Annotated in this window: 23 protein-coding genes; 20 read left to right on the top strand and 3 right to left on the bottom strand. The window is 46.2% G+C overall.

All coding sequences use genetic code 11. The features are described from left to right. The first annotated feature begins 91 nt into the window (after window positions 1-91). The 5 genes from VC28_RS06110 (at window position 92) to VC28_RS06090 (ending at window position 4,235) form a co-directional block, all read left to right on the top strand. Complete coding sequence (locus VC28_RS06110) at window positions 92-1,117, top strand: DNA polymerase III subunit delta' (RefSeq protein WP_049629869.1); 1,026 nt, start codon at window positions 92-94, stop codon at window positions 1,115-1,117. Window positions 1,118-1,185: 68 nt separating this feature from the next. Continuing rightward, window positions 1,186-1,539 (top strand): PilZ domain-containing protein, encoded by a 354-nt coding sequence (locus VC28_RS06105; RefSeq protein WP_049629868.1) that lies wholly within the window; start codon window positions 1,186-1,188, stop codon window positions 1,537-1,539. Between the two features lie 93 nt (window positions 1,540-1,632). Further along, window positions 1,633-2,424: a TatD family hydrolase gene (locus tag VC28_RS06100; RefSeq protein ID WP_049629867.1), complete on the top strand. Its 792-nt coding sequence runs from the start codon at window positions 1,633-1,635 to the stop codon at window positions 2,422-2,424. Between the two features lie 55 nt (window positions 2,425-2,479). Next, window positions 2,480-3,097 (top strand): dUTP diphosphatase, encoded by a 618-nt coding sequence (locus VC28_RS06095; protein WP_049629866.1) that lies wholly within the window; start codon window positions 2,480-2,482, stop codon window positions 3,095-3,097. Between the two features lie 37 nt (window positions 3,098-3,134). Continuing rightward, entirely contained in the window at window positions 3,135-4,235 is a 1,101-nt protein-coding gene (locus tag VC28_RS06090) for a hypothetical protein (RefSeq protein ID WP_049629865.1), read from the top strand. On the opposite strand, the gene VC28_RS19520 is transcribed toward VC28_RS06090, so the two are convergent. Next, on the bottom strand, window positions 4,201-4,590 hold the full coding sequence (locus VC28_RS19520; RefSeq protein ID WP_082191431.1) for a YkgJ family cysteine cluster protein: 390 nt from the start codon (window positions 4,588-4,590) through the stop codon (window positions 4,201-4,203). The genes VC28_RS06090 and VC28_RS19520 overlap by 35 nt on opposite strands. A 274-nt stretch (window positions 4,591-4,864) precedes the next feature. Between VC28_RS19520 and VC28_RS06085 the strand changes: the two genes are divergently transcribed. Then, window positions 4,865-5,848 carry a malate dehydrogenase gene (locus VC28_RS06085; RefSeq protein ID WP_049629864.1) on the top strand — a complete coding sequence of 328 codons (984 nt, stop codon included), beginning with the start codon at window positions 4,865-4,867 and terminating at the stop codon, window positions 5,846-5,848. 87 nt (window positions 5,849-5,935) lie between these two features. Here the strand turns inward: VC28_RS06085 and VC28_RS06080 are convergent, their stop codons facing one another. Both VC28_RS06080 and VC28_RS06075 read right to left on the bottom strand, forming a co-directional pair. Next, entirely contained in the window at window positions 5,936-6,694 is a 759-nt protein-coding gene (locus VC28_RS06080; RefSeq protein ID WP_049629863.1) for a TIGR04219 family outer membrane beta-barrel protein, read from the bottom strand. Between the two features lie 112 nt (window positions 6,695-6,806). Next, window positions 6,807-7,682, bottom strand: a complete 876-nt coding sequence (locus VC28_RS06075) for a LysR family transcriptional regulator (RefSeq protein ID WP_049629862.1) — start codon at window positions 7,680-7,682, stop codon at window positions 6,807-6,809. A 154-nt stretch (window positions 7,683-7,836) separates the two neighbouring features. Between VC28_RS06075 and leuC the strand changes: the two genes are divergently transcribed. The 14 genes from leuC (at window position 7,837) to purF (ending at window position 24,693) form a co-directional block, all read left to right on the top strand. Further along, the gene (leuC, locus tag VC28_RS06070) at window positions 7,837-9,255 is read left to right on the top strand and encodes a 3-isopropylmalate dehydratase large subunit (RefSeq protein WP_049629861.1); all 1,419 of its coding nucleotides are present in this window, start codon (window positions 7,837-7,839) and stop codon (window positions 9,253-9,255) included. A 15-nt stretch (window positions 9,256-9,270) separates the two neighbouring features. Further along, window positions 9,271-9,918 (top strand): 3-isopropylmalate dehydratase small subunit, encoded by a 648-nt coding sequence (leuD, locus tag VC28_RS06065; RefSeq protein WP_049629860.1) that lies wholly within the window; start codon window positions 9,271-9,273, stop codon window positions 9,916-9,918. A gap of 48 nt (window positions 9,919-9,966) precedes the next feature. Further along, a complete protein-coding gene (gene leuB / locus VC28_RS06060; protein ID WP_049629859.1) occupies window positions 9,967-11,043 on the top strand; it encodes a 3-isopropylmalate dehydrogenase in 1,077 nt (358 codons plus the stop codon). 31 nt (window positions 11,044-11,074) lie between these two features. Then, complete coding sequence (asd, locus tag VC28_RS06055; RefSeq protein ID WP_049629858.1) at window positions 11,075-12,181, top strand: aspartate-semialdehyde dehydrogenase; 1,107 nt, start codon at window positions 11,075-11,077, stop codon at window positions 12,179-12,181. Window positions 12,182-12,554: 373 nt separating this feature from the next. After that, the gene (locus VC28_RS06050; RefSeq protein WP_049629857.1) at window positions 12,555-15,767 is read left to right on the top strand and encodes a motility hub landmark protein FimV; all 3,213 of its coding nucleotides are present in this window, start codon (window positions 12,555-12,557) and stop codon (window positions 15,765-15,767) included. Window positions 15,768-15,851: 84 nt separating this feature from the next. Next, window positions 15,852-16,745 carry a tRNA pseudouridine(38-40) synthase TruA gene (truA, locus tag VC28_RS06045; protein ID WP_082191430.1) on the top strand — a complete coding sequence of 298 codons (894 nt, stop codon included), beginning with the start codon at window positions 15,852-15,854 and terminating at the stop codon, window positions 16,743-16,745. 133 nt (window positions 16,746-16,878) lie between these two features. Next, on the top strand, window positions 16,879-17,505 hold the full coding sequence (locus VC28_RS06040) for a phosphoribosylanthranilate isomerase (protein WP_049632203.1): 627 nt from the start codon (window positions 16,879-16,881) through the stop codon (window positions 17,503-17,505). Between the two features lie 38 nt (window positions 17,506-17,543). Further along, window positions 17,544-18,770, top strand: a complete 1,227-nt coding sequence (gene trpB, locus VC28_RS06035; RefSeq protein WP_049629856.1) for a tryptophan synthase subunit beta — start codon at window positions 17,544-17,546, stop codon at window positions 18,768-18,770. Window positions 18,771-18,834: 64 nt separating this feature from the next. Further along, on the top strand, window positions 18,835-19,644 hold the full coding sequence (gene trpA, locus VC28_RS06030) for a tryptophan synthase subunit alpha (RefSeq protein ID WP_049629855.1): 810 nt from the start codon (window positions 18,835-18,837) through the stop codon (window positions 19,642-19,644). A 76-nt stretch (window positions 19,645-19,720) separates the two neighbouring features. Then, the gene (accD, locus tag VC28_RS06025; protein ID WP_049629854.1) at window positions 19,721-20,581 is read left to right on the top strand and encodes an acetyl-CoA carboxylase, carboxyltransferase subunit beta; all 861 of its coding nucleotides are present in this window, start codon (window positions 19,721-19,723) and stop codon (window positions 20,579-20,581) included. A gap of 10 nt (window positions 20,582-20,591) precedes the next feature. Then, window positions 20,592-21,875, top strand: a complete 1,284-nt coding sequence (gene folC / locus VC28_RS06020) for a bifunctional tetrahydrofolate synthase/dihydrofolate synthase (protein WP_049629853.1) — start codon at window positions 20,592-20,594, stop codon at window positions 21,873-21,875. A 46-nt stretch (window positions 21,876-21,921) separates the two neighbouring features. Continuing rightward, the gene (locus tag VC28_RS06015) at window positions 21,922-22,515 is read left to right on the top strand and encodes an SPOR domain-containing protein (RefSeq protein ID WP_049629852.1); all 594 of its coding nucleotides are present in this window, start codon (window positions 21,922-21,924) and stop codon (window positions 22,513-22,515) included. Between the two features lie 75 nt (window positions 22,516-22,590). Continuing rightward, window positions 22,591-23,112 carry a CvpA family protein gene (locus VC28_RS06010; RefSeq protein WP_049629851.1) on the top strand — a complete coding sequence of 174 codons (522 nt, stop codon included), beginning with the start codon at window positions 22,591-22,593 and terminating at the stop codon, window positions 23,110-23,112. Between the two features lie 51 nt (window positions 23,113-23,163). After that, window positions 23,164-24,693 (top strand): amidophosphoribosyltransferase, encoded by a 1,530-nt coding sequence (purF, locus tag VC28_RS06005; protein ID WP_049629850.1) that lies wholly within the window; start codon window positions 23,164-23,166, stop codon window positions 24,691-24,693. The last annotated feature ends 9 nt before the right edge of the window (window positions 24,694-24,702 follow it).

The following is a 24,702-nucleotide window of genomic DNA, read 5'->3' as shown; positions in this document are numbered from 1 at the left end:
AGGCCTGAAGCAGATTAAGCGGGCGCGGATTATCGCAAATTTGCTAAGCTTGCCCAATCTTTTATTCAGTGATGCTTGATTGAGTGGTTCCATGAGTGATTTTCCTATCCATCCGTACCCGTGGCAATTAAATGATTGGCAGCAACTGGTGCAGCAAATCGACACGCAGAAATTGCCTCACGCATTGATGATTGCGGGGCCGCGCGGAATCGGTAAGCGTCACTTGGCCGATGCGTTGGCGCAGTTGCTGCTTTGCCAAAGCCCGATAGAAGGCAAAGCCTGTGGGCGCTGTCGTGGTTGCGAGTTGAACAAGGCGCAAACACATCCCGACCTCTTGTGGCTTGAGCCAGAGGAGGAGGGTAAGGCGATCAAGGTGGATCAGGTGCGCGAACTGACTGAGTCGCTCGGTAAGACGGCGCAACAGGGCGGTTATAAAGTGGTGATCATCGAGCCAGCGGAAGCGATGAATGGTAACTCGGCCAATGCCTTGCTCAAATCATTGGAAGAGCCTGCAGCAAATACACTGCTGGTGCTGGTGACGCACAGCCCGGGATCGGTTTTGCCGACAATTCGCAGCCGTTGCCAGATGCGTAAATTCCCAATGCCGCGCACCGAGCAGGTCTTGCGCTGGCTATCGCCACTGGTGGTTGGTAGCAATATTGAAGCTGAATCATTGCTCGCAGCAGCGCGGGGTGCGCCTTTAGTGGCGTTATCGCTATTGCAAGGCGATGCACTGGAGCAGCGTGAGCAGCAGTTGCAACAATTAGTGCGCTTGAGCTTGGGGCAGGTATCCGCGATTGAACTGGCTGCGCAATGGCATACAGGCGACGTGCCGGCGTTTGTCGAATGGTTTTTGGGGTTGCTGCATAGCATCGCCCGTTGGCGAGTGGGTGCCGAGGATCTCCAAATGCAGCAAGCACCGGTTGAGTGGCGCGAACGTTTGGCTAATCTGGATGTATCGCTGCTGCATCGCTACATTGAAAAAATTTTGCTCTCTAAAAAGCAGTTATCCAGTGGGGCAAATCCCAATAAGCAATTGTTATTAGAGGAATTATTGCTTGATTGGGGAGCATTATTACGCGCCAGTGCGAATCGCGCGATGGCGTCTGGACACTAGTGAGCTAATCTATTAGTGTTCCAACTCCGGTATCGCTGCCGGCTAAAAACTTACAAGCAGGATCTGTTATGCAACCGATTGGCGGTGGTGCCCGTAACGGCATACTTTCCCTTACGATCAAAGACAAGGCTGTGCTTTACGCAGCCTACATGCCCTTTGTGAAAAATGGCGGCATGTTTATTCCAACCAATAAGAGTTACAAGTTAGGTGACGAAGTATTTATGTTGCTGAGCTTGATGGATGAGCCAGAGAAAATTCCGGTTGCAGGAAAAGTGGTTTGGGTTACCCCCAAGGGCGCACAGGGCAATCGCGCAGCGGGGATTGGTGTGCAATTTAGCGATCAGGACAATACCGCGATTACCAAAATTGAAAACTACCTTGCAGGCATGCTCAACTCGGACAAACCTACCCATACCATGTAAAATCCAGACCCGCCCAGTTTCCCCTTCGAAGCCAGGTAAAACCTGGCTTTGTCATTTTTATCGATCAGAGTTTGAAAGAATTGGTACGTATTTATGTTGATTGACTCCCATTGCCATCTGGATCGCATCAAGCTTGATCCCTACAACGGCGATTTAAGTGCAGCTATCGCAGCAGCGCATGAGCGCGGTATCCAGCAGATGTTGTGTATCGGTATTAGTTTGGAGAATATCCAGACAGTTATCGATATTGCGCAGGCGCACCCGCGTGTAGTCGCTTCCGTTGGTGTCCATCCCTGCGATGTGAAAGAGGGTGCTGCGACTGAAGCGCAATTAATCAACTGGGCTGCACAACCCAAAGTGGTTGCTCTGGGCGAAACGGGGTTGGATTATCACTACGAAACCGAAAGCAAGGATATTCAACATGAAAGCTTTGCCTTGCATTTACGTGTGGGTAAACAAATTGGCTTGCCTGTCGTGGTGCACACCCGTGAGGCCAAAGCCGATACGCTTGCGCTAATCAAAGAGCACGGTAGTCTTGAGCACAGTGGTGTACTGCATTGTTTCACTGAAGATTGGGCGATGGCGAAAGCCGCGCTGGATTTGAATTATTACATTTCAATTTCCGGCATCGTCACTTTCAAAACGGCGGATCAAATCCGCGATGTGGTGCGCAACATGCCGCTCGATCGTTTATTGGTTGAAACCGATTCGCCGTACCTCGCGCCAATCCCTTATCGCGGTAAACCCAACGAGCCAAAATACGTGCGCGAAGTTGCGCAATTTGTGGCGGATGTGCGCGGAATTCCTCTGGAACAGCTTGCGGAAAAAACTACCGAAAATTTTTACCGCTTATTCAATAAAGCAAAACAATATTTGCCAGCTTAAAAACTCCGTCGTCATCCTCGCTTGGCTTGGATCAAGCATTTAAAAGAGAAAAAACATGAACGCCCAACAAATTAAAATCATGCTCGAATTGCAAGATGCGATGAACACCAAAGTCAACGCTAATTGGAAACAACAAGGTTATGAATGGTATCGCGCCATCTGGGTTGAATGCGCCGAGCTGTTGGATCACTACGGTTGGAAATGGTGGAAAAAACAATCACCCGATACCGAACAGGTTGCACTTGAGTTAATTGACATCTGGCATTTTGGTTTAAGCATCCAATTGCAGTCAGGCGCTTCACTTGATGACATTATTGCGAAGATCGAAAAAGAATTGGTAATTGCTACCGACGAAAAAGACTTCCGTTTGGATTTGGAAAAGTTCGCTGCTGCCACTTTGGGTGACCGCCAATTCCATCTCGGTTTATTTGCACGCTTGATGGCGGGTATCGATATGAGTTTTGAGCAGCTCTATCGCGGTTATGTGGGTAAAAATGTATTAAATTTCTTCCGTCAGGATCACGGTTACAAAGATGGAAGCTATCGCAAACATTGGCATGATGGCCGCGAAGATAACGAGCATTTGGTAGAAGCTGTGCAATCGCTAGATACAAGTAAGCCGGAATTTAAAGATGAATTGTATCAAGCGCTAGTTAAACGCTACCAACACTAATGAGTAATTGCTTAATAATAAAGACTAAGGAATAGCTATGTGGTTTTTGTTTGGATTTGTAACCTTGATTGTCGCGGTTAGCTTTGAATTTTGGCGCAGGCACGAATTGATGTGGAGCCCCGATGGGAAATGCCAGGGGTACGATTATAAATTTTTGAAAAGTAAGAATAGAACGACAGGTTTACTTTTTGGCACTAAGTGTGAATCTGATGCGAATTTTGTATTTAAGCAGCAAGCTTTTATTGACGCATTTTTTAAGCGAATCGGAGTTTCCAGGGAATTTGAAACTGGAGATTCATCGTTTGATGATGCGTGCTATTTGGCAACGGATTGTGCTGATTTGCATCAACTATTGGTTAGTCAGCCTAGGGTTCGGGATGCGATTAAACAAATCTTAAGCTATAGCAACGGCGCATTTGCAGCAACGGCAATTTATTGTCGCCAAGGACGTATCTGGATTCGATTTGACGGTGAATGGTGGAGTGCAGATGAGGGCGTCGAACCGATTGAAAGGAAACTGGGGCCCCTATTGTCATTAATTGCTAATGCAATAGCGGATCTTACAAAGGCTGGCGTGGGTTGGCGAGATCCCTTTGTTTACAAAGCGATACTGGTTTTGGCAATAAGTTCTGGTTTTGCAATCAATGCAGCCATACAGTTCTACCGCACGACAATGAGTGACCTGCCGTTTCTCTTGTATCCAAAGGAGCTTGCGATAGATGCGCTAATCTATTCGTTTGTTACATTACCTGTTTTGGTGTTGGTTGCAGTGCATTGGCTAGGACGCGGCGCTAGAACACACTTGGTGTTAATCGAATTGGTAACGATTGGGGCTTTTGGGCTATTTGCTTCGATTGCGTTTGAGATGCGCGACGTCAATATTGAGCTTGATAAAACCAAGCCGGATTATTTCGAGACTAAAATTATTAGTAAGCATGTGTCGAAAAGCCGAAGGAGCACGTCCTATTCCATTGTTGTAAGAAATTGGGATTGTGATTGTGGTAGCTATTCTATAGCTGTATCGGCAGCGACCTATAATTCTGCATCGGTATCAAACCCGGTTATGATTGCCCAACGTAATGGTTATCTCGGTTATAAATGGATCAGTGCGGTAAACGTCTATTGGTTTCGTCAGTAACTTGATTCAAATGAACAGAGCCTATCGGTATTAACCCATAAATTTCTCTCGCTCTCGTGCAAGCCTCATTCACGGTTCCATCCTCATTCCAAATATCAAACTCCCGGCAAGTGCTTGAGCGGTTTTCGTAAATGCTACAGCTTACCCGCTCGCCGGGCATGCCAACCAATGCGGCACAATGAACGGGTGATTTTTCTGTGCCTTTCATGCATACGTGATGGGGGGTTACCTTCATGATAAGTTCGTCGGGAACCGTGCCGCCAGCACTCTGGCATTCGCCCCAGTAAAAGGAAACCCGGAAAGAAGCACAGCAAGCACCGCAAGTTAGGCAAGGAGATTCGAAGTGACTGCTCATGTAACCTCTAAAACTTTCTCAGGGGTGGATATGAACGTGGCAAAGTTTTTTGGAATCTGATTTTGTGGAAAAATCGTTATTTTTCAAGATTGTTGGGATGTAGAAACTGTAAATATCCAGTCAAATTTGCGAACCTCTCTCATTTAGTCTTAATCATGGGGTGAATTTTTTACCCAAATGCCTATAATGCCCCCCCGTCTTAGCAGTAAACCCTGGCACAAAATGCCGAACTTTCGTTTCCTTCCAATATCACCCGAATAAATGGAGTCTCATCGTGAAAGCACCTGTAAGAGTTACCGTCACTGGCGCCGCTGGTCAAATCAGCTACTCATTATTGTTCCGCATCGCCGCTGGCGACATGCTGGGTAAAGACCAGCCAGTAATCCTGCAATTGCTGGAAATCACTCCAGCGCTGAAAGCCCTGCAGGGTGTTGCTATGGAATTGGATGATTGTGCATTCCCGCTGTTAGCTGGCATCGTGACGACTGATGACCCTGCCGTTGCGTTCAAAGATTCCGATTACGCTTTGCTGGTTGGCGCTCGTCCACGTGGTCCGGGTATGGAGCGTAAAGATTTGCTGGCAGCAAACGCGGCTATTTTCTCGGTACAAGGTAAAGCGATTGATGACCATGCGTCACGCAACATCAAAGTATTGGTTGTAGGTAACCCTGCAAATACCAATGCGTTGATCGCTCAACGTAACGCACCAAACATCAACCCGCGTCAATTCACTGCAATGACCCGTTTGGATCACAACCGTGCCTTGTCGCAATTGGCGACCAAAACCGGTACCAGCATCAACAACATCACCAAGGCATTGATCTGGGGTAACCATTCATCTACCCAATATCCAGACCTGCACAACACACTGGTTGATGGTAAGCCAGCATTGAGCTTGGTTGATCAAGCTTGGTACGAAGCAGATTACATCCCAACCGTACAACAACGTGGTGCTGCAATTATCGCTGCACGCGGTGCTTCTTCTGCTGCTTCTGCTGCTAACGCTGCTATCAACCACATTCGCGATTGGGCTCTGGGTACTCCGGCGAACGATTGGGTGAGCATGGGTGTATACAGCGATGGTTCTTACGGTATTGAGAAAGGTTTGATCTACTCTTTCCCATGTGTATGCAAAAACGGCGATTGGGAAATTGTTCAAGGTGTTGAGATCAATGAATTCTCTCGTGCTCGCATGACTGCAACTGAAAAAGAATTGCAAGAAGAGCGCGATGCAGTAAAAGAATTGTTGCCAGCGTAATCGTTGTAAACATCACTGCATCTGCAAAATAAAAAAGCCGCTGATTGTTTAATCAGCGGCTTTTTTATTTGTGGTCTGACAGTTAATTTAGAAGTGAAAAATGGCTGCTGCGTAAGGACCTTTCAAGTCAAGATTGGTATTGACGCCATCATCATCAATATTGGCTGTGAGGGCGCGGTAACCAACTTCAATTCCCAGATCCAGCGCTGAATCAAAAAGGTAGCTGACTTTTGCGTTGTAGTCTGCCAGATCATTGCCGTCATAACTGATGTAATTCCCCTCAAACCCTGCGGAAAATCCAGTTAAAGGAAGATCAAACTGAAAGCGCGCATACGCCAGCGGAACTGCAATATCAATGTCCATTTTATCGGTTATTTGAATGCTTTCAGCTTGTAGGTGCCCGCTGTATTTGCGAAGTGTCACACCCAAATCGAGATTCAGCCAGTTATCAAGTAATTCATAATAAAGCGCTGCGTCTGTGTAGCTTAAATCAATATCCGTTGTGACCTTGCTGCCTGCTGGAAAATTAATATTCCCCACGCTGAAGCTGTTATTAATGGTTCCTGTTTGGCGACTACTAATATCGTTTTGTTGTAATTTAATATTAGGAAAGAATGGAACTGGATGCTCAAGTGCAATGTAATAAAAATTATTGTTGTTATCTTTTAATCCTAATTCATTGACGTTAACGGAAGGGTTTCCCAGCTCGCCGCTATAATCGGCCTGCCAAACACCTGCGCCTGCGTAAACACCAAATACGGTATCTGCCAAGCTATTGCTACTCATCGCGAGTAGAAGTGCACTAGTGGATAAGCTAAAAATAGGGCTGTATTTACATAATTTCATAATTGATCCAGAGCTGTTAAATAAAAAGACAGTTTAACGATAAGTTAATGACAGTTGTGTGGACTGAGTTGAAAAATACTAAAAGGGTCGCCAGTGAAAAAATGAACATTAATTAACGCGGCGTATTGTTCTGTAATAGGTCTAAAAAAACACGTGCGGCATTATTTAATGTGCGTTGGCTGTGATGGATATAGCCTAGCGGGCGCATAATCGGTGGGTGATCGACATCCAGAATTTCCAATTGCTCATCGATGATTTTGCGTGGCAATACACCCCATCCCATTCCAATACTTAATAGCATTTTAATGGTGTCGAGATGGTTGGAAACCATCGTGATATCAAGCGGCAGTTTTTTGTCGTCAAATAATGTTTTGATGAGCTGTGTTGTATAGGTGCTTGTATCCGGCATTATCGCTTGGTGAGCGCTTAAATCGGCCAGCTGAAGATGCGATTGCGTTGCAAGCGCATGTGTTGGCGCAGCGACAAATTCGAGCTGGTCGTGCCAGAGGGTTTGGCTTTGGATTCGCGAATCTTGTTGAAGCGCGAGCGTAATAATGGCGATGTCGAATCTGCCTTGGAGTATTTCATGATATGCCTGCTCTGAATCTAAAAAATGTAAGTCCAGTTTTACCTGTGGGTATCGCGTTGATAGCTCGCGCAAAAAAGGGGGTAAATAGTGCAGCCCAACATGGTGACTTGTAGCAATACTCAATTTGCCTTGAACATCACCTTGTAAATCTGCAATCGCCCGTTGCGCAGCAATTACTTCTCCTAATATTAGCTTTGCTTTACTTAACAGCACCTGACCAGCCTGGGTTAGTGCAACTTGCCTTCCAATTCGATCAAATAATGACGCCTTCAGCTGTTCTTCGAGTAAGGCAATCCGCTTGCTGATAGCGGGTTGCGTCAAATGGAGCCGTTCTGCAGCCGCAGAGAAGGAGCCATTTTCAGCAATTGCAACGAAAGCCTGTAAGTGTTGGGTATCCATTGGTTTATTTTTAAACTATTCCAATTTGGAATGCAATATATAAAAAAGATAAATTTGTTTTATGGGTTTTGCGCGAGTAGGATGGCTTTATTCTTACTATATGTTTCGCTGCAACCTGTGAACTGAGCCCTTAAGGGCTTTATCGGAGATCACCATGGCTAAAACCCTCTATGACAAATTGTGGGATGCGCACCTCGTCCATCAAAGCGATGATGGGTCTGCACTCATTTATATCGACCGCCACATCGTGCATGAGGTGACTTCACCGCAAGCGTTTGATGGATTGCGAATGGCAGGGCGCAAGCCTTGGCGCGTAGATTCAATCCTCGCGACGCCAGATCACAACGTCCCGACTACTCAGAAAGAGCGCGCCCATGGTGTAAGTGGCATTCAGGATCCTGTGTCATTGATTCAGGTGAAAACCCTCGACGATAACTGCGATGAATTTGGCATCCTCGAATTCAAGATTAATGATGCGCGTCAGGGGATTGTGCATGTGGTAGGCCCGGAAACCGGCGCTTGCTTGCCCGGCATGACGGTGGTCTGTGGCGATTCCCATACCGCCACCAATGGTGCGCTGGGGGCATTGGCGCACGGTATTGGCACCAGTGAGGTAGAGCATGTGATGGCGACTCAATGTTTGGTTGCCAAAAAGATGAAAAATATGTTGATCAAGGTAGATGGCAAACTCGGCCTTGGTGTAACCCCGAAAGACGTTGTGCTCGCCATCATCGCTAAAATTGGTACCGCTGGCGGAACTGGTTATGCGATGGAATTTGGCGGCCAAGTATTTCGCGATATGAGCATGGAAGGGCGTATGACAGTGTGCAATATGGCGATTGAGGCCGGCGCGCGCGCCGGCATGGTGGCGGTAGACCAAACCACTATCGATTACGTCAAAGGCCGTACCTATGCCCCCAAAGGTGATTTATGGGAGAAGGCTGTCGCCGACTGGAAAAATTATGTCAGCGATGAGGGTGCACATTTTGATGTGGTTGTTGAAATCAATGGCGAGGATATCAAGCCGCAAGTTAGCTGGGGTACATCGCCAGAGATGGTGGTATCTGTTGAAGATAAAGTACCTGATCCTGCGAACGAAACGGATCCGGTTAAGCGCAACGATATGATTCGCGCGTTGCAATACATGGGGCTGCAGGCCAACCAACCGATCACCTCCATTCATGTGGATCGTGTATTCATTGGTTCCTGCACCAACTCGCGCATTGAAGATATTCGTGCGGCGGCAGCGGTAGTGAAAGGCCGCCAAAAAGCCGATTCAGTAAAAGAAGCGATTGTTGTTCCCGGCTCCGGCGCAGTGAAAGCGCAAGCGGAAGCAGAGGGTTTGGATAAAATTTTCATCGAAGCGGGAATCGAATGGCGTGAGCCAGGCTGCTCTATGTGTTTGGCGATGAATGCAGACAAACTTGGTGCCGGTGAGCACTGTGCATCTACATCAAACCGCAACTTTGAAGGTCGTCAGGGCTACGGTGGCCGTACGCATTTGGTAAGCCCTGCAATGGCGGCAGCAGCGGCGATTGCTGGTCATTTTGTTGATGTGCGTACATTTAACTAAGAGCAGGAGAGCACTATGAAAAGTTTTACTGTCATGCAAGGCATTGCTGCTCCTATGGATCGTGCTAATGTCGATACCGACATGATTATCCCCAAGCAGTTTTTGAAGTCCATCAAACGCACTGGTTTTGGTAAAAATTTATTTGATGAGTTACGTTATCTGGATGAAGGAAAGCCGGATCAAAGCTGTGAAGGTCGCCCGATTAACCCTGAGTTTCCGCTGAACTTTCCGCGTTATAAAAACGCCAGCATTTTACTCGCGCGCGAAAACTTTGGTTGTGGTTCCAGTCGTGAACATGCGCCTTGGGCATTGGATGATTATGGCTTTCGCAGTGTAATTGCTCCGAGTTTTGCAGACATCTTCTTCAATAACTGTTTCAAAAATGGTTTGTTGCCAATTATTTTGAGTGAAGAAATTGTCGATAAATTATTTAAGGAAATGTACGCAACTGAGGGTTATCAATTAACCGTTGATCTTGCGGCGCAAACTGTCACTACGCCGTCAGGTGAAAGCTTTGGGTTTGAAATCGATGCATTCCGCAAACATTGTTTATTAAATGGCTTGGATGATATTGGTTTGACTCTTGAGCAGGCTGATAAAATTCGCGCTTACGAAACCAAGCGTCGTGCAGAAGCGCCCTGGTTGTTTGATGTGGTGAAGTAATCGAGCCAGCAGTAGCGAAAAAGAATTTTTTAAATTTGGAGAATATTTGTGGGTAAGCATATTTTAATTCTGGAAGGCGACGGTATTGGTCCAGAAATTGTTAAAGAAGCGCGTAAGGTGCTGGATGTGGTTAATGCCAAATTTGATTTGGGGTTAACTTTTGAAAATGAATTGATGGGCGGTTGTGCAATTGATGTGCATGGCGTTCCTTTGGCGGATTCAACGCTGGAAAAGGCACGCAAAGCCGATGCAATTTTGTTGGGTGCAGTAGGTGGTCCCAAGTGGGATAAATTGGATCGCGCCATTCGCCCGGAAAAAGGTCTGCTAAAGATTCGTTCACAATTAGGCTTGTATGCAAATTTGCGCCCGGCACTGTTATATCCACAATTGGTAGATGCGTCATCGCTAAAACCGGAAGTGGTTTCCGGTTTGGATATTTTGATTGTGCGCGAACTGGCGGGCGGTATTTACTTCGGCGAGCCGCGTGGTATTCGCGTATTGGAAAACGGCGAGCGTGAAGGTTACAACACCTATAAATATTCCGAGAGCGAGATTATCCGCATCGGCCGCACTGCATTTGAAATGGCGCGCAAACGCAACCGTAAAGTCTGCTCGGTCGATAAAGCGAATGTGCTTGAGGCGACTATGTTGTGGCGCGAAGTAATGGATACTTTGCATAAAGAGTATCCAGATGTAGAGTTGTCGCACATGTATGTCGATAACGCCGCTATGCAACTGGTGCGCGCGCCCAAACAATTCGATGTGCTGGTGACGGGTAACATGTTTGGTGATATTTTGTCCGATGCGGCTGCTATGTTAACTGGCTCTATCGGTATGCTGCCATCGGCTTCATTGGATAAAGATGGTCGCGGTATGTATGAACCATGTCACGGTTCTGCACCGGATATCGCCGGGCAGGGTATTGCTAACCCGTTGGCGACTATTTTGTCGGTATCCATGATGTTGCGTTATTCGCTCGGTTATCCGCAGGTGGCGGATGCGATTGAAGTGGCAGTGGGTAAGGTGTTGGATCAAGGTTATCGCACCGCCGACATTTATACGGAAGGTAAGACCAAAGTATCTACCTCGCAAATGGGTGATGCCGTCGTTGCGGCTTTGAATTGATTTTCGCTTGAATATTTAAAGAGAGAATGAGATGAAAGTAGGTTTTGTAGGTTGGCGCGGTATGGTGGGTTCCGTATTGATGGAGCGTATGCAGTCTGAAAATGACTTTGCAGATATCCAACCGGTATTTTTCACTACCTCCAATGTAGGCGGCGCTGCGCCAGCGGTAGCGGCTGATTTGCCGGCATTGAAAGATGCATATTCGGTCGATGATCTGAAGCAGCTTGATGTGATTATCACCTGTCAGGGCGGCGATTACACCAGCGAGATTTTCCCAAAGCTACGTGCTTCCGGCTGGAATGGTTATTGGATCGACGCGGCGTCCAGTCTGCGTATGGAAGACGATGCGGTCATTATTCTTGATCCGGTTAATCGCAATGTGATCGATGCTGCTTTACAGAAGGGCGTTAAAAACTTTATTGGTGGCAATTGCACTAACTCCATTATGTTGATGGGTGTGGGTGGTTTGTTCCATGCAGGTCTGGTGGATTGGGTTAGTTCCATGACCTATCAAGCAGCTTCGGGCGGTGGTGCTAACCACATGCGCGAACTATTAAAGGGCATGGGTGTGATCCATAACGCTGTGGCTGATGAGCTGGCAACTCCGGCTTCTGCCATTTTGGATATCGATAGAAAAGTGGCTAGCACCATCCGCAACGATGTGCCACGCGAATTTTTCCCTGCGCCTTTGGCAGGTGGCCTGATTCCCTGGATCGACAAACAATTGGATAACGGTCAATCCAAAGAAGAGTGGAAGGGGCAAGCTGAAGTTAACAAAATTCTGGGTACCGAAAGCACTATTCCTGTTGACGGTTTATGTGTGCGTATCGGCGCTATGCGTTGCCACAGTTTGGCATTGACCATCAAACTGAAAAAAGACCTGCCGTTGGATGAAATTGAGTCCATCATCAAATCGGGTAATGACTGGGTGAAATTTGTGCCTAATGACCGCAGTATTACCGAGCAAGAACTGACACCCGCGTCTATCACTGGCGGTCTCAAAATTGGCGTTGGCCGCGTACGCAAGCTCAATATGGGGCCTGAGTATGTGTCTGCTTTCGTGATTGGCGATCAGCTATTGTGGGGTGCAGCAGAGCCTTTGCGTCGCATGTTGCGTATTTTGAAAGAATCTAAATAATTGGTTTTTCCAAAACAGTTGCTCTTTCTAAACAAGAAAGGACGGAAAACCCCGGGATTAAAATCCCGGGGTTTTTGCTTTATATAACCATTTTGGTGATAAATAAGGATTTAAATGTCAGTCGTTTTTCACATTTTTGCGAAAACACATGAAAAAATCCACAAAAAAGCGCCTATGTTAAGCCTTTGTCAAGACCCCAAGTATTGATAAAAACCTATTTATAATGAATACTTACGAACGATACTGAAGATTCATTCGAGGTTTTGTGCCTCTCAGGCATAGCGCTTCATATCCTTATGGCGCTGTGTTAATCAACTAAAATGTCTGGCTAACCAAGCTCAATTTAGCCGTGGAATAATAAAAGGATAGCGCTATGCGTCTTCGTCAGTTGGTTTTAGCCTGTGGTCTCACATCCTTTGTGCTGTCGCCTTATGTCAGTGCATTGGGTTTAGGTGAGGTCACGCTCAAGTCAAGTTTGAATCAGCCGCTTGAGGCTGAGGTTAAGCTACTTGATACGCGTGATTTAACAGCTGAACAGATTTTGGTGGCTCTTGCATCACCTGCTGATTTTGAACGCAACGGCGTAGACAGACTGTACTTTTATACGGAATTTCAGTTTGAGGTTGTGCTTAATGCTGCCGGTGGCCCCAAGGTCATAATTACCTCACGCAGCCCTGTGAGGGAGCCCTACTTAAACTTTCTAATTGAGGCGCGTTGGACTGCTGGTCGTTTATTGCGCGAGTACACATTGTTGATGGATCTGCCCACTTTCGACGAAAACGGCAGTTCGCAGTCTGTACAGGCTGCTACGCAATCTACATCTCAGTCTCAACCCGGTACTGCTCCTGTATCAGGAACGACAGGAAAAAAGTCTGAATCGAGCTATCAAACTCCTCGCGCATCTGCACCTAAGGCTAGTCTTAATGGCGATGAATATGAAGTGCGTCAAAACGATACTTTATGGGATATAGCTCTGCGTGCACGTTCCGATTCAAGCATATCGGTTCATCAAAGCATGATGGCTTTATATCGCGCCAATCCGGATGCGTTTATCAATGGGAATATTAATCGTCTGCGTCGTGGTCAGGTGCTGCGCATTCCTGACGCGGAAGAAATGAAATCCTTGGGTAAATCCGAGGCCGTAAGCCAATTTGCCCAGGCGACAGGTGACTCAGACTCAGGTGCGCAATTAAGTGCATCACGCCGGACATCTGTACCTAGTGCAGAACCAACAGAGGCCAGTGGCCGAGTGAAGCTTGCTGCTCCATCATCAGGAACAAGTGCTGGTCAAGGTAGCGGTGCAAACGATGGTGCAGGGAAGGCGCTAGAATCTGAGCTTGCAGCTACTTTGGAAGAGTTGGATAAATCCAAATCTGAAAATACTGAATTAAGTGCGCGTGTAAAAGACCTTGAAGAGCAAATCCAAACAATGGAGCGCTTGGTCGAGGTCAGCAATGAAAAATTGCGTGCGTTGCAGGTTTCTGCAGCGAAGCCAACTGAAGGGACTGAACAACCAATTGAAGGGGCTGAAATTACTTCTTCAGCATCCCCTGAGCCAGCAGCTATTGTAGCTAACGCTACATCCAGTACTGCTGCCAAATCCTCACAGCCAGCAGCTCCTAAAGTCGTCGCACCTCCAGCGCCTGCCCCAACGTTGGCAGATAAAGCCATCGAGAATGCTCCGTGGATTGGATTGGGCGTTTTGGGGCTCTTGGGGGCGGGTGTATTTGCTTATCGCCGCCGTAAGCAGGCTGAGGCTCAACAGGAAGAGCAAGAAGATATTTTTGCAATGGATGATTCTGTGGCAGAACGTGAAGCCCCGGTTTCTGAGTCTGAAGCATATCAGGCGGCTGACGATGCCTCTTTATTCGAAGAGGATGATGAGTCGACAGCCGTTGCTGAAACGGGCGATGTTGTAGGTGAAGCTGATATCTATATTGCTTATGGCAAGCTGGATCAGGCTGAAGAAATGCTGATCAATGCCTTACAGAAGGATCCAGAGTCTGCAGATATTCGCATGAAGTTGCTCGAGGTTTATGCACAGCAGCAAAATGCCCCCGCTTTCGATAAGCATTATGCTGCACTTTTGCCATTAGCAGGCGCTGCTGTTTTGGCTCGCGCATCGGAATTGCGCGACGGTATTGCTGGTGCTGGAGAATTTGATGCGGCAGATACTTCTCCAGTCAATCAGGATGGCAGTAACGATAATTTTTCACTGGATGATTTCAACCTTGATGAGGAGCTGGCTCAAACTGCAGCAACCAATGAGCAAAACGCCGACTTTGATTTCTCATTGGACTTTGATGATCATGAAGAAAATCTTGCTTCTGTACAAGATGATGCGCTTGCCTCGAATAGTGATGAATCTGCTGCATCATCGAATGAATTTCAATTAGATCTGGATGATGATTTTTCGCTTGAGACTGAGCCGGACGATCTATCTGAGCTCTCATTAGCCTTGGATGATTTGAACACAGATTCACTCCCCAATGACATTGAAACAACTTCTCCAGTTATTGAGGAAGATTTTAGTTTTGATCTGGATTTGGCTGATACAGCTCAAGATAGCTCGGCTGATTCATTTGAGTCTAATGAGTTATCGTTGGAGGATGTTGTTACGGAAGGCAATGAATCTGAAGCACTTGATGTAGTGGCTGATGATTTTAATCTAGATATGGATGTTGATGATGTTGATTTGGCTGCGCTTGATCACGAAATGGAAAGCCTTGATCTTGATATGGACTTCGACTCCGGTTTGGCAGGTGATGAGCTTGAAGGCTCGGAAAAAAATGTAACGGCTGAACTCAATTCATTGGTTGATCCAGGCAGTTCTGCTTTGGATGATACTCAAAACTTTATCACAAATGAATTCGATAATTTGTCTGGTGAGATTTCAACAGCCAATCTTACTTTGACTGATGACCTTGATAAATTTGATCAAAGCAAGTTCATCGAGAAAGATGATGGAGAGATTGGTGATCTCTCCATTGATTCGTATGATCAATTTGAAGTTGATATTAATGAGATTGCCGAAGATGAGTCTTTGATTGAGGTCGTTTCGGATAATGAAACTGGCATGGCTGAAATTGAAGAGCTGCAGAATGAGCAAGAAAAAGGATTTGATCAGGCAAATGATTTCTCTGCTGATTTTGCTTTCGCCGATGCATCTGCTGCAGAGCAATCAGTCATTGATCTTGAGTTGCAAGATGAGATACCAACTTCGAATGATTTTGCTGGTGTTGATGTCGCGATTGACGATCCTGTAGCCCCTAAAGAGGTTCAGGATAATCAAGATGAGGATTTATTTGCCCAAGCCTTGTCAGATTTTTCAGCGGAAGATGAGCTTGATTTGAACGCTTTCTCTAGTGATGAAGCTGCTTTGGATGATTTGTCTGATGAAGAGATGGATGCAGAGCTGGATTTCCTTGCAGATGCTGATGAAGCAGCAACCAAGCTTGATTTGGCTCGCGCATACATCGATATGGGTGATGCAGACGGTGCAAAAGATATTCTCGCTGAAGTTTTGGGTGAGGGCAGTGATGAGCAGCGTAAAGAGGCGAATGAGTTACTTGCTCGTATAGGTTAATATTGCCCTCCTTAGAAAAGCCTTGCACCTAAGTGCAAGGCTTTTTTGTTTTGTGCTTTTCTAATTTTGAGTTGACTCCTGTGTATGACTGAAAACTATATTCCTGCATCAAAACCCTATATTCGCAGTGGTGAAATTGTTGCAGATACCGTATGGCCAGAAGGAATGAATCGTATCGCCTTGTGTGTTGAATATAAGGGGACGGACTATCATGGGTTTCAGGTTCAGCCGAGTGGAGTCAAAACCGTACAGCATGCTTTGGAGGTGGCGCTTTCCAGAGTGGCTAATGAAACAGTTTCATTAGTTTGTGCTGGTCGGACAGATGCTGGAGTTCATGCAACCAGCCAGATTGTGCATTTCGATACTCTTGCCGCAAGGCCTGAAAAGGCATGGATGAGAGGTACTCGTCCTTATTTGCCGGACTCCATTTGTGTGCGCTGGGCAAAAATGGTGGTGCCACAATTTCATGCTCGCTTTAGTGCGTTGAATCGGACGTATCGATATTTAATCACTGATGCCAAGGCTCAGTCCGGGTTGTTGCATGACCAAATCACGTGGTCTTCGCGTCCGTTGAATGTTGATTTAATGCGAGAAGGAGCATCTTACCTTGTTGGAAAGCACGACTTTACATCTTTCCGTGCTACACAGTGTCAGGCTAGAAGCCCCGTTCGCCAGATTAATTACCTACATATAGTGCGGCGCGGTGAGCTGATTCTTCTGGAGGTACAGGCAAACGCCTTCTTGCATCACATGGTGCGTAACATGGTGGGTGTGTTGATGTCTGTCGGAGCTGGCGATAAGCCTCCTGGTTGGGTTGCGGAAGTGCTCTCTGCCTGTGATCGCAGTGCAGGTGGTGTGACGGCCAAACCGTTTGGGCTTTATTTAGTTGGTGTTGAGTATCCTCCACATTTTGATCTTCCAAGTTGTGTTCCTGGCCCCTTATTTCTGACAGAACCTCTGGGAGGTTTTTCTAGTTAACAGGATATCAGCGGTAGCATCTTTGCGGTTTTTCGCTGCGAACTCTGTTAATATTTCAGCTTATTTATTTGTTTCTCTTAGTATTTTTCCGATTAAATTTTGATCTGCCAGTGAACCAGTGGGGTTTTTGGAGTTGTCCAAAACGCGTATAAAAATTTGCGGTATCACCTCAGTTGAGGATGCTTTGGCGGTTGTGGATGCTGGTGCAGAGGCATTGGGTTTGGTTTTTTATGAAGCAAGTCCGCGCGCAGTATCAATTTCACAAGCTCGCCAAATCGCCTTGGCCGCAGGGCCTTTTGTAGTTGTTACGGGTTTGTTTGTGGATGCTGATCCGGAATTCGTCAATACCGTATTAAATGATGTTCCCTTACAGTTGTTACAGTTTCATGGGAATGAATCTCCGGCTTACTGCTCCCTCTTTCATCGTCCTTACATGAAAGCTTTGCGTATGCGGCCAGAGCTGGATGTTGTTGCTAGCATAGAGGCTTATTCAGACGCGTCAGGTATTTTATTAGATGCCTACCGGCCCGGCGTACCGGGGGGAACAGGGGAGACGTTCGAGTGGAAGCGAGTTCCAGAGCAATCGCTTAAGCCAATAGTATTAGCGGGTGGCCTTACTCCTGATAATGTCGGAGAAGCAATTCGTACTGTTTCGGTCTATGGGGTTGATGTCAGTGGTGGTGTAGAATTGTCACCAGGCAAAAAAGACCATAGCAAAATAATGTCTTTTATCAATAATGCAAGGCTTGCCGCGGGTTGATCCATTCCGCCATGCCACTTTTTACAGGTGATTAAACGGTGAGTAACACTGAGCAGTATTCTTCTATCGATTACAGTGCCTTTCCGAGTGTGGATGGTCATTTCGGTCCTTATGGTGGACGTTTTGTATCTGAAACCTTGATCTACGCGCTTGATGAGTTGCAATCAATTTATTCAAAGTTAAAAGACGATGAAGGCTTTCAAGCTGAATTCGATAAAGATATGGCTCATTATGTTGGCCGACCTTCACCTCTTTATCTTGCCGAGCGCTGGACGCGAGAATTAGGTGGTGCCCAGATATTCCTTAAGCGCGAAGATCTAAATCACACGGGTGCTCACAAGGTAAATAACACCATAGGCCAAGCGTTGCTTGCCAAATTTACGGGTAAGTCACGTGTAATCGCCGAAACCGGAGCGGGACAACACGGTGTTGCGACCGCAACGGTTGCGGCAAGGTTGGGGCTGCAATGTCGTGTTTATATGGGGGCGGAAGATGTTAAACGTCAGGCTCTCAATGTTTATCGGATGAAGCTGCTTGGTGCTGAAGTGTTTCCTGTAACTTCTGGTTCTCGTACTTTAAAAGATGCGATGAATGAAGCCATGCGCGATTGGGCAACCAACGTAGATGATACCTTCTACATCATCGGTACTGTTGCTGGCCCTCATCCTTATCCGCAATTGGTGCGTGATTTCCAATCAATTATTGGACGTGAAGCTCGTCGCCAATGCCTTGAACAAGCTGGCCGCCTGCCAGATGCCTTGGTTGCTTGTGTTGGCGGCGGCTCCAATGCAATAGGTTTATTCCATCCATTCCTGACAGACAAATCAGTCAAAATGTACGGTGTTGAAGCTGGTGGTCTGGGTATTGAAACGGGCAAGCATGCCGCACCGCTGAATAAAGGTGTTCCCGGTGTCTTACACGGTAATCGCACTTACTTAATGGAGGATGAAAACGGCCAGATCATCGAGACCCATTCGGTTTCTGCAGGCTTGGATTATCCAGGAGTTGGTCCTGAGCATTCATGGTTGAAAGATATTGGTCGTGTTAATTACGTTGCAATCAATGATGATGAAGCTCTTGCTGCGTTTCGAAAAGTGACCAAGACAGAAGGTATTATGCCTGCATTGGAGTCTAGCCATGCTTTGGCATATGTTGAAAAATTGGCACCTACCATGAGTAAAGATCAAATTATTATTGCCAACCTTTCAGGTCGTGGCGATAAAGATATCCTCACTGTGGCGGGATTGGATGGCATCACTGTTTAAGTGTGCTCGATTGAATTTTTAATTGGCCATGGCAATGGCTGATGATTGATATCAGGAATTATCGATGAGTCGTATTTCCCAACATTTAAGCCAAGCTAAAGCGTCCGGTAAAAAAATTCTGGTTGCTTATGTCGTTAATGGCGATCCTTATCCTCAAGCTACGTTACATACGCTGCATGCAATGGTAGAGCAGGGTGTCGATGTTATTGAACTGGGCGTGCCATTTTCCGATCCAATGGCAGAAGGGCCTGTGATTCAAAAGGGGCATGAGCGTGCTTTGGAGCATGGCATTAGTCTGAAAGGAACATTGGAACTCGTAAAGGAATTCCGTAAGACCAACGACATAACACCTGTTGTGTTGATGGGATACGCTAACCCTGTAGAGCGTTTTGGCTATGCTGAATTTGCTCTTGCAGCATCAACAGCGGGGGTTGATGGTTTATTGACTGTTGATTTGCCGCCAGAAGAAGTGTCAGTTTTGAAAAGCGAATTAGACAGTTTCGGCTTGGATAACATTTTTCTGCTAGCCCCTACTACAACGGTTGAGCGAGCGAAAAAAGTTGCAGCTCATGCCAGCGGTTTTTTGTATTACGTTTCATTAAAAGGCGTTACTGGAGCTGGGCACCTCGATGTCGATGCAGTAAAAACGAAATTAGCTGAGTTTGGCCAATTAACAAACCTGCCTGTATGTGTTGGTTTCGGTATCAAAGACCCTCAGACAGCAAAAGCGGTTGCTGCCTTGGCTGATGGGGTGGTGATTGGTAGCGTGCTAGTTGATAAAATGGGCACAATGGCAGATAAAACGGCAGATGAAATTGCAGCTGCAGTTGGCGATATTGTCGGTAGTATTCGGGTAGCGATAGATTCTATTTGATCCTGACAATTTAGATGGGGTGCATTCCAGATGATCTCATCATCAACTAAATTCAAACGAGTATAGAGACGCAACCATGAGTTGGTTAGATAAAATTATTCCCAGCATTTCCCGTACGGATACCAAGCGCAGCAACAAAGTTCCTGAAGGCTTGTGGGAAAAGTGCGTTAAGTGTGATGCGGTTTTATATAAACCTGAAATGGAAAAAACATTGGATGTTTGTCCAAAATGCGATCATCACAGGCGCGTTGGCGCGCGCGCGCGCCTGAATATGTTCCTTGATCCACAGAATCGTCAAGAATTGGCAGCTGACGTTGAGCCAATTGATCGCTTGAAATTTAAGGATGTCAAAAAATACAAAGACCGTTTAACTGCAGCCCAAAAAGAGACTGGCGAAAAAGACGCGCTGGTTGCTATGCGGGGTGAGTTAAAGGGCATGCCGATTGTTGCGGTTGCATTTGAGTTTGCGTTCCATGGTGGTTCTATGGGATACGTTGTGGGCGAGCGTTTTACACGTGCAGCTACTATTGCTTTGAAAGAAAATATTCCATTTGTTTGTTTCTCTGCAACAGGCGGTGCTCGCATGCAGGAGGCGTTGATATCTTTGATGCAAATGGCAAAAACCAGTGCAGTAATCGAACGTTTAAAAATGCAAGGAACACCTTACATTTCTGTCATGACAGACCCTGTTTATGGTGGTGTGTCTGCGAGCCTTGCTTTGCTTGGTGACCTCAATATTTGTGAGCCAGGCTCTCGCGCTGGTTTTGCCGGGCCAAGCATTATCGAACAAACTATCCGCCAAAAATTACCGAAAGGGTTTCAGCGTGCTGAATTTTTGTTGGAGCACGGGGCTATCGATATGATTATTCATCGTCGCGACATGCGCGATAAGCTTGCATCTTTATTGGCAAAATTTACCCGTAAAGCGGCGGTGTAGTCGATCCTTTATGCAACTTGATTCGCTATCGGCGTGGCTGAAATGGTTAGAACAAAATCATACGCAGGAAATTGATCTTGGTTTAGATCGAGTTTCCTGCGTCGCTGCGCGGATGGGGTTATTAAATCCTTCCGGGAAGGTAGTCACTGTAGCAGGAACCAATGGCAAGGGGTCGTGCGTAACGGCAACGGCTGCACTGTTATCTGCTGCTGGTTTTTCTGTTGGTGTTTATACATCGCCTCATTTGATTCATTACAATGAGCGTATTGTTGTTAACGGTTCCTATGCTGATGACAAAGAAATTTGTGACGCTTTTTCTGCGATTTACAATGCTTGTCAACAAATTTCCGATAACTCTCCTCAGCCAATTAGTTTGACCTATTTTGAGTATGGCACTCTTGCTGCACTAGAAATATTCTCACGTCACGCTGTTGATGTCATGGTGCTTGAAGTTGGCTTAGGCGGGCGTCTGGATGCTGTTAATATTATTGATGCTGATGTAGCTATCATAACCACGGTTGCGCTTGATCATACTGATTGGCTTGGCGATAACCGCGAGGCTATCGGTTATGAAAAGGCAGGTATTATTCGTGCAGGAAAGCCTGTCGTATGTGCCGATTTTGATCCGCCCCTTTCGTTAATAAATCACTCTTTAATTCTATCCGCACCTCTGTACTTGATTAATCGTGACTTCGGTTATTCCACAGAAGACGCATCTTGGGGTTGGTGGAACTTGGATATACGTTTTTCGTCCAATCCATTACCTCAGCTACCTCTACCTAGCCTTGCAGCTGCTTTGCAAGCTGTCTTGTTGTTGGGTGTTGATGTAAAAGATATTGATGCATTTGCGGTATTGGCTGATTTGCGAGTGCCTGGGCGTTTTCAGACAAAAGATTGGAATCAAAGAGTCGTGATTTTGGATGTTGCGCATAATCCAGCTGCTACATTGTATCTGGCTGAACGTTTGGCTCAGGCGGCTTCTTCGTCATCGCAGGTGCACGCTATAGTAGCGATGATGTCGGATAAAGATCGCGCCCAAAGTTTGGGCAACCTCAAAAACTGCGTTAGTCATTGGTATCTCGCAGATCTGTCATACATTCCTCGTGCTGCAAGCGTACTGCAGTTGCGTCAGGATTTACATGAGCATGCTCGATCAGATGTGTTCTCAGGTAGCGTTGCAGATTGTTTGCAGATGGCCTTAAAGAACTCCGCTCCAGGTGATCGGATATTGATTTGCGGTTCATTTTTTACGGTTGCTGCAGCAATTCAGGCCTTGGATATGGCAACTCCTTGATGAGTCAATATCATCCTGATTTAGATTTTTGCTATGGGAGATTCCTGTGAAAGAGTCGGTAAAGCATCGATTAATAGGTGCGGCGGTACTAGCTGCCGTTGCTGTTCTATTTTTGCCGAGTTTTTTCAAAGATCGCCAACAGTATCAAGTGGATACCAATACCCATATACCTGGACGACCTAATATTACAGCAGTGGCTTTTGATGAGCCGACTCAACCAGAGGGGATTGAGCCTGCACTTGCACCAGAGGCCATGTTTTTGCCTGATGAAGAACAGCAATTGAGTGAACCCCTGTCACCTCCTGAGCAGCCAGTTACTGATAAGTCGGTAGCGGACGTAGAAACGTCAGTGTCAAGCTCACCCTCGGACTCAGTTTCCAATTTACCTCTCAACTCAAAAGGTCTGCCAGATGCATGGGTAATTCAGGTTGCAAGCTTGGGCTCGCAAGAGGCGGCGAATAAATTGCGCGACCAGCTTCAGGCTGATGGTCATAAGGCGTATGTGCGGGCAGTGCCGAATACGGCGGCTTATCGTGTCTTCATTGGGCCTAAACAAGATAAGTCCGAGGCGCTTGCAATCAAGGCTCAATTAGATAAGCGCTTAAAAGTGAATTCCATGATTTTACCCTTCAAACCATGAAGCCATAATGTCTTGCGTCTGGTAGAATGCGCGCCACTGTAAACCTCTCACTTTTCTTCCGGAGCGGTAGGGCGAATGAATTGGGCTGATTGGGCTATTATTGGAATATTTTGCCTGTCCTGTTTTATCGGTTTGATTCGTGGTTTTGTACGCGAAGCGCTCTCATTGGTTATCTGGATTTCCGCTGTGCTCGTTGCCAGATTATTTGGTGGGCAACTTGAAACCTTACTTGTTGGCCATATAGAAACCCCCTCTGTTCGTTTAATGACAGCCTATGCCGCCTTATTCGTTTCGACCCTATTGCTTGGCGCTATGGTCAGCTATCTGATTGGAGCATTGGTGCGTGCTACTGGTCTTAGCGGTACAGATCGCCTACTTGGAATGGTATTTGGTGCAGCACGTGCCTCTATTATCGTGATGGCGATTGTAATTTTATTACCTGGATTTATTCCTGTTAATGAAGATGAATGGTGGAAACAGGCGCAATTGATTCCGTATTTCCAATCTTGTGAAGGCTGGGTTATAGAAGTGTATGGCAATCTAAGCCAGTGGGTTCAAACGTTCTTCAGTAGTTCTGAAACTGGCCAATCAATCTAAGTTAACGGTTTTTTGTAAATTATTTTTGTTCAAAGTTATTGAGGCAAATCTATGTGCGGCATTGTAGGTATTGTGAGTAAGCGCGATGTAAATGTGCAGATTTACGATGCGTTAACCATTTTGCAACACCGTGGTCAGGATGCCGCCGGTATGGTTACTTGTGATAATGGGCGCATGAGCCAGCAAAAAGCTAATGGCTTGGTGCAAGATGTTTTTAGAACACGCCATATGCAGCGTTTACTTGGAAATATGGGTATTGGACATGTTCGTTACCCAACTGCAGGTAGTTCGGGACCCGCACTAGCGCAGCCTTTTTATGTGAATTCACCTTACGGTATCGCAATGGCGCATAATGGCAATTTAACCAATGCCGACAAGCTCAGTGAAGATATTTTTAAAACGGATTTGCGTCATGTAAATACAGATTCAGATTCAGAAGTGTTGCTCAATGTGTTTGCTCATGAATTGCAATTACAGGGAAAGCTAAGCCCAACGGCTGAGGATATGTTTGCTGCTGTTGCCGGTGTGCATAAACGTGTTACTGGTGGTTATTCAGTTGTTGCCTTAATTGCCAATTACGGTCTTGTGGCATTTCGTGATCCTCATGGTATTCGTCCATTGGTATATGGCAAGCGCAATGCGGAAGAGGGCGGCGTTGAGTATATGGTTGCCTCTGAAAGCGTAGCGCTCGATGTGCTGGGCTTTGAGTTGATTGATGATGTTGCTCCAGGAGAGGCGATTTATATTACCGAGGAGGGTGAGTTACATCGTCGTCAGTGTGCTGAAAATCCGCATCTCAGTCCGTGTATTTTTGAACATGTGTATTTTGCTCGTCCTGATTCAATTATGGATGGTATTTCGGTTTATAAAGCACGTTTGCGCCAAGGTGAAAAATTAGCAGAAAAAATTCTGCGTGAGCGTCCTGATCATGATATTGATGTCGTCATTCCAATTCCTGATACCAGTCGCGTTGCAGGTCAGGCATTGGCGCAAAAATTGGGCGTAAAATTTCGTGAAGGGCTGGTAAAAAACCGCTATATCGGCCGCACTTTTATTATGCCGGGGCAGCAGCAACGAAAAAAATCTGTGCGGCAAAAATTGAATCCAATTGAATTAGAGTTTAGGGATAAAGTGGTATTACTTGTTGATGATTCAATTGTACGTGGCACTACGTGTCAACAAATCATCCAAATGGTGCGTGATGTAGGCGCAAAAAAAGTTTATTTTGCTTCAGCGGCACCAGCTGTTAAGTATCCTAACGTTTATGGCATTGATATGCCGACTACAGCCGAGTTAATTGCACATGGTCGTAGCGAAGAAGAAGTGTGTAAGGAAATTGGTGCGGATTGGTTGATTTATCAGGATTTGGAAGATCTGATTGCAGCTTCAGCCGAAGGTAATAGCAAAGTAAAAGAATTTGATTGTGCCGTATTTAACGGTGAATATTGTGCAGGCGACGTAACTCAGGAATATCTCGAAAAAGTTGCCGCTGCTCGTAACGATAGCGCAAAATCAGGCAAAAAAAATGTTAAGCAGATGGAACTGCCAATAGGTTTGCATAACGGTGCCGCGCGCGGATAACTCTTAATT

Source organism: Cellvibrio sp. pealriver (assembly GCF_001183545.1).
Classification (GTDB): Bacteria; Pseudomonadota; Gammaproteobacteria; order Pseudomonadales; family Cellvibrionaceae; genus Cellvibrio.
This window is presented reverse-complemented; position numbering and strand designations above follow the sequence as displayed.

Excerpts from the sequence above, each read along its gene's own strand:
- VC28_RS06100 (WP_049629867.1), top strand. The coding sequence starts at position 1,633 with ATGTTGATTGACTCCCATTGCCATCTGGATCGCATCAAGCTTGATCCC.
- VC28_RS06080 (WP_049629863.1), bottom strand. The coding sequence starts at position 6,694 with ATGAAATTATGTAAATACAGCCCTATTTTTAGCTTATCCACTAGTGCA.
- VC28_RS06105 (WP_049629868.1), top strand. The coding sequence starts at position 1,186 with ATGCAACCGATTGGCGGTGGTGCCCGTAACGGCATACTTTCCCTTACG.
- VC28_RS19520 (WP_082191431.1), bottom strand. The coding sequence starts at position 4,590 with ATGAGCAGTCACTTCGAATCTCCTTGCCTAACTTGCGGTGCTTGCTGT.
- VC28_RS06075 (WP_049629862.1), bottom strand. The coding sequence starts at position 7,682 with ATGGATACCCAACACTTACAGGCTTTCGTTGCAATTGCTGAAAATGGC.
- VC28_RS06110 (WP_049629869.1), top strand. The coding sequence starts at position 92 with ATGAGTGATTTTCCTATCCATCCGTACCCGTGGCAATTAAATGATTGG.
- VC28_RS06010 (WP_049629851.1), top strand. The coding sequence starts at position 22,591 with ATGAATTGGGCTGATTGGGCTATTATTGGAATATTTTGCCTGTCCTGT.
- VC28_RS06090 (WP_049629865.1), top strand. The coding sequence starts at position 3,135 with ATGTGGTTTTTGTTTGGATTTGTAACCTTGATTGTCGCGGTTAGCTTT.
- folC (WP_049629853.1), top strand. The coding sequence starts at position 20,592 with ATGCAACTTGATTCGCTATCGGCGTGGCTGAAATGGTTAGAACAAAAT.
- leuD (WP_049629860.1), top strand. The coding sequence starts at position 9,271 with ATGAAAAGTTTTACTGTCATGCAAGGCATTGCTGCTCCTATGGATCGT.
- truA (WP_082191430.1), top strand. The coding sequence starts at position 15,852 with ATGACTGAAAACTATATTCCTGCATCAAAACCCTATATTCGCAGTGGT.
- trpA (WP_049629855.1), top strand. The coding sequence starts at position 18,835 with ATGAGTCGTATTTCCCAACATTTAAGCCAAGCTAAAGCGTCCGGTAAA.
- purF (WP_049629850.1), top strand. The coding sequence starts at position 23,164 with ATGTGCGGCATTGTAGGTATTGTGAGTAAGCGCGATGTAAATGTGCAG.
- VC28_RS06050 (WP_049629857.1), top strand. The coding sequence starts at position 12,555 with ATGCGTCTTCGTCAGTTGGTTTTAGCCTGTGGTCTCACATCCTTTGTG.
- accD (WP_049629854.1), top strand. The coding sequence starts at position 19,721 with ATGAGTTGGTTAGATAAAATTATTCCCAGCATTTCCCGTACGGATACC.
- asd (WP_049629858.1), top strand. The coding sequence starts at position 11,075 with ATGAAAGTAGGTTTTGTAGGTTGGCGCGGTATGGTGGGTTCCGTATTG.
- leuC (WP_049629861.1), top strand. The coding sequence starts at position 7,837 with ATGGCTAAAACCCTCTATGACAAATTGTGGGATGCGCACCTCGTCCAT.
- VC28_RS06095 (WP_049629866.1), top strand. The coding sequence starts at position 2,480 with ATGAACGCCCAACAAATTAAAATCATGCTCGAATTGCAAGATGCGATG.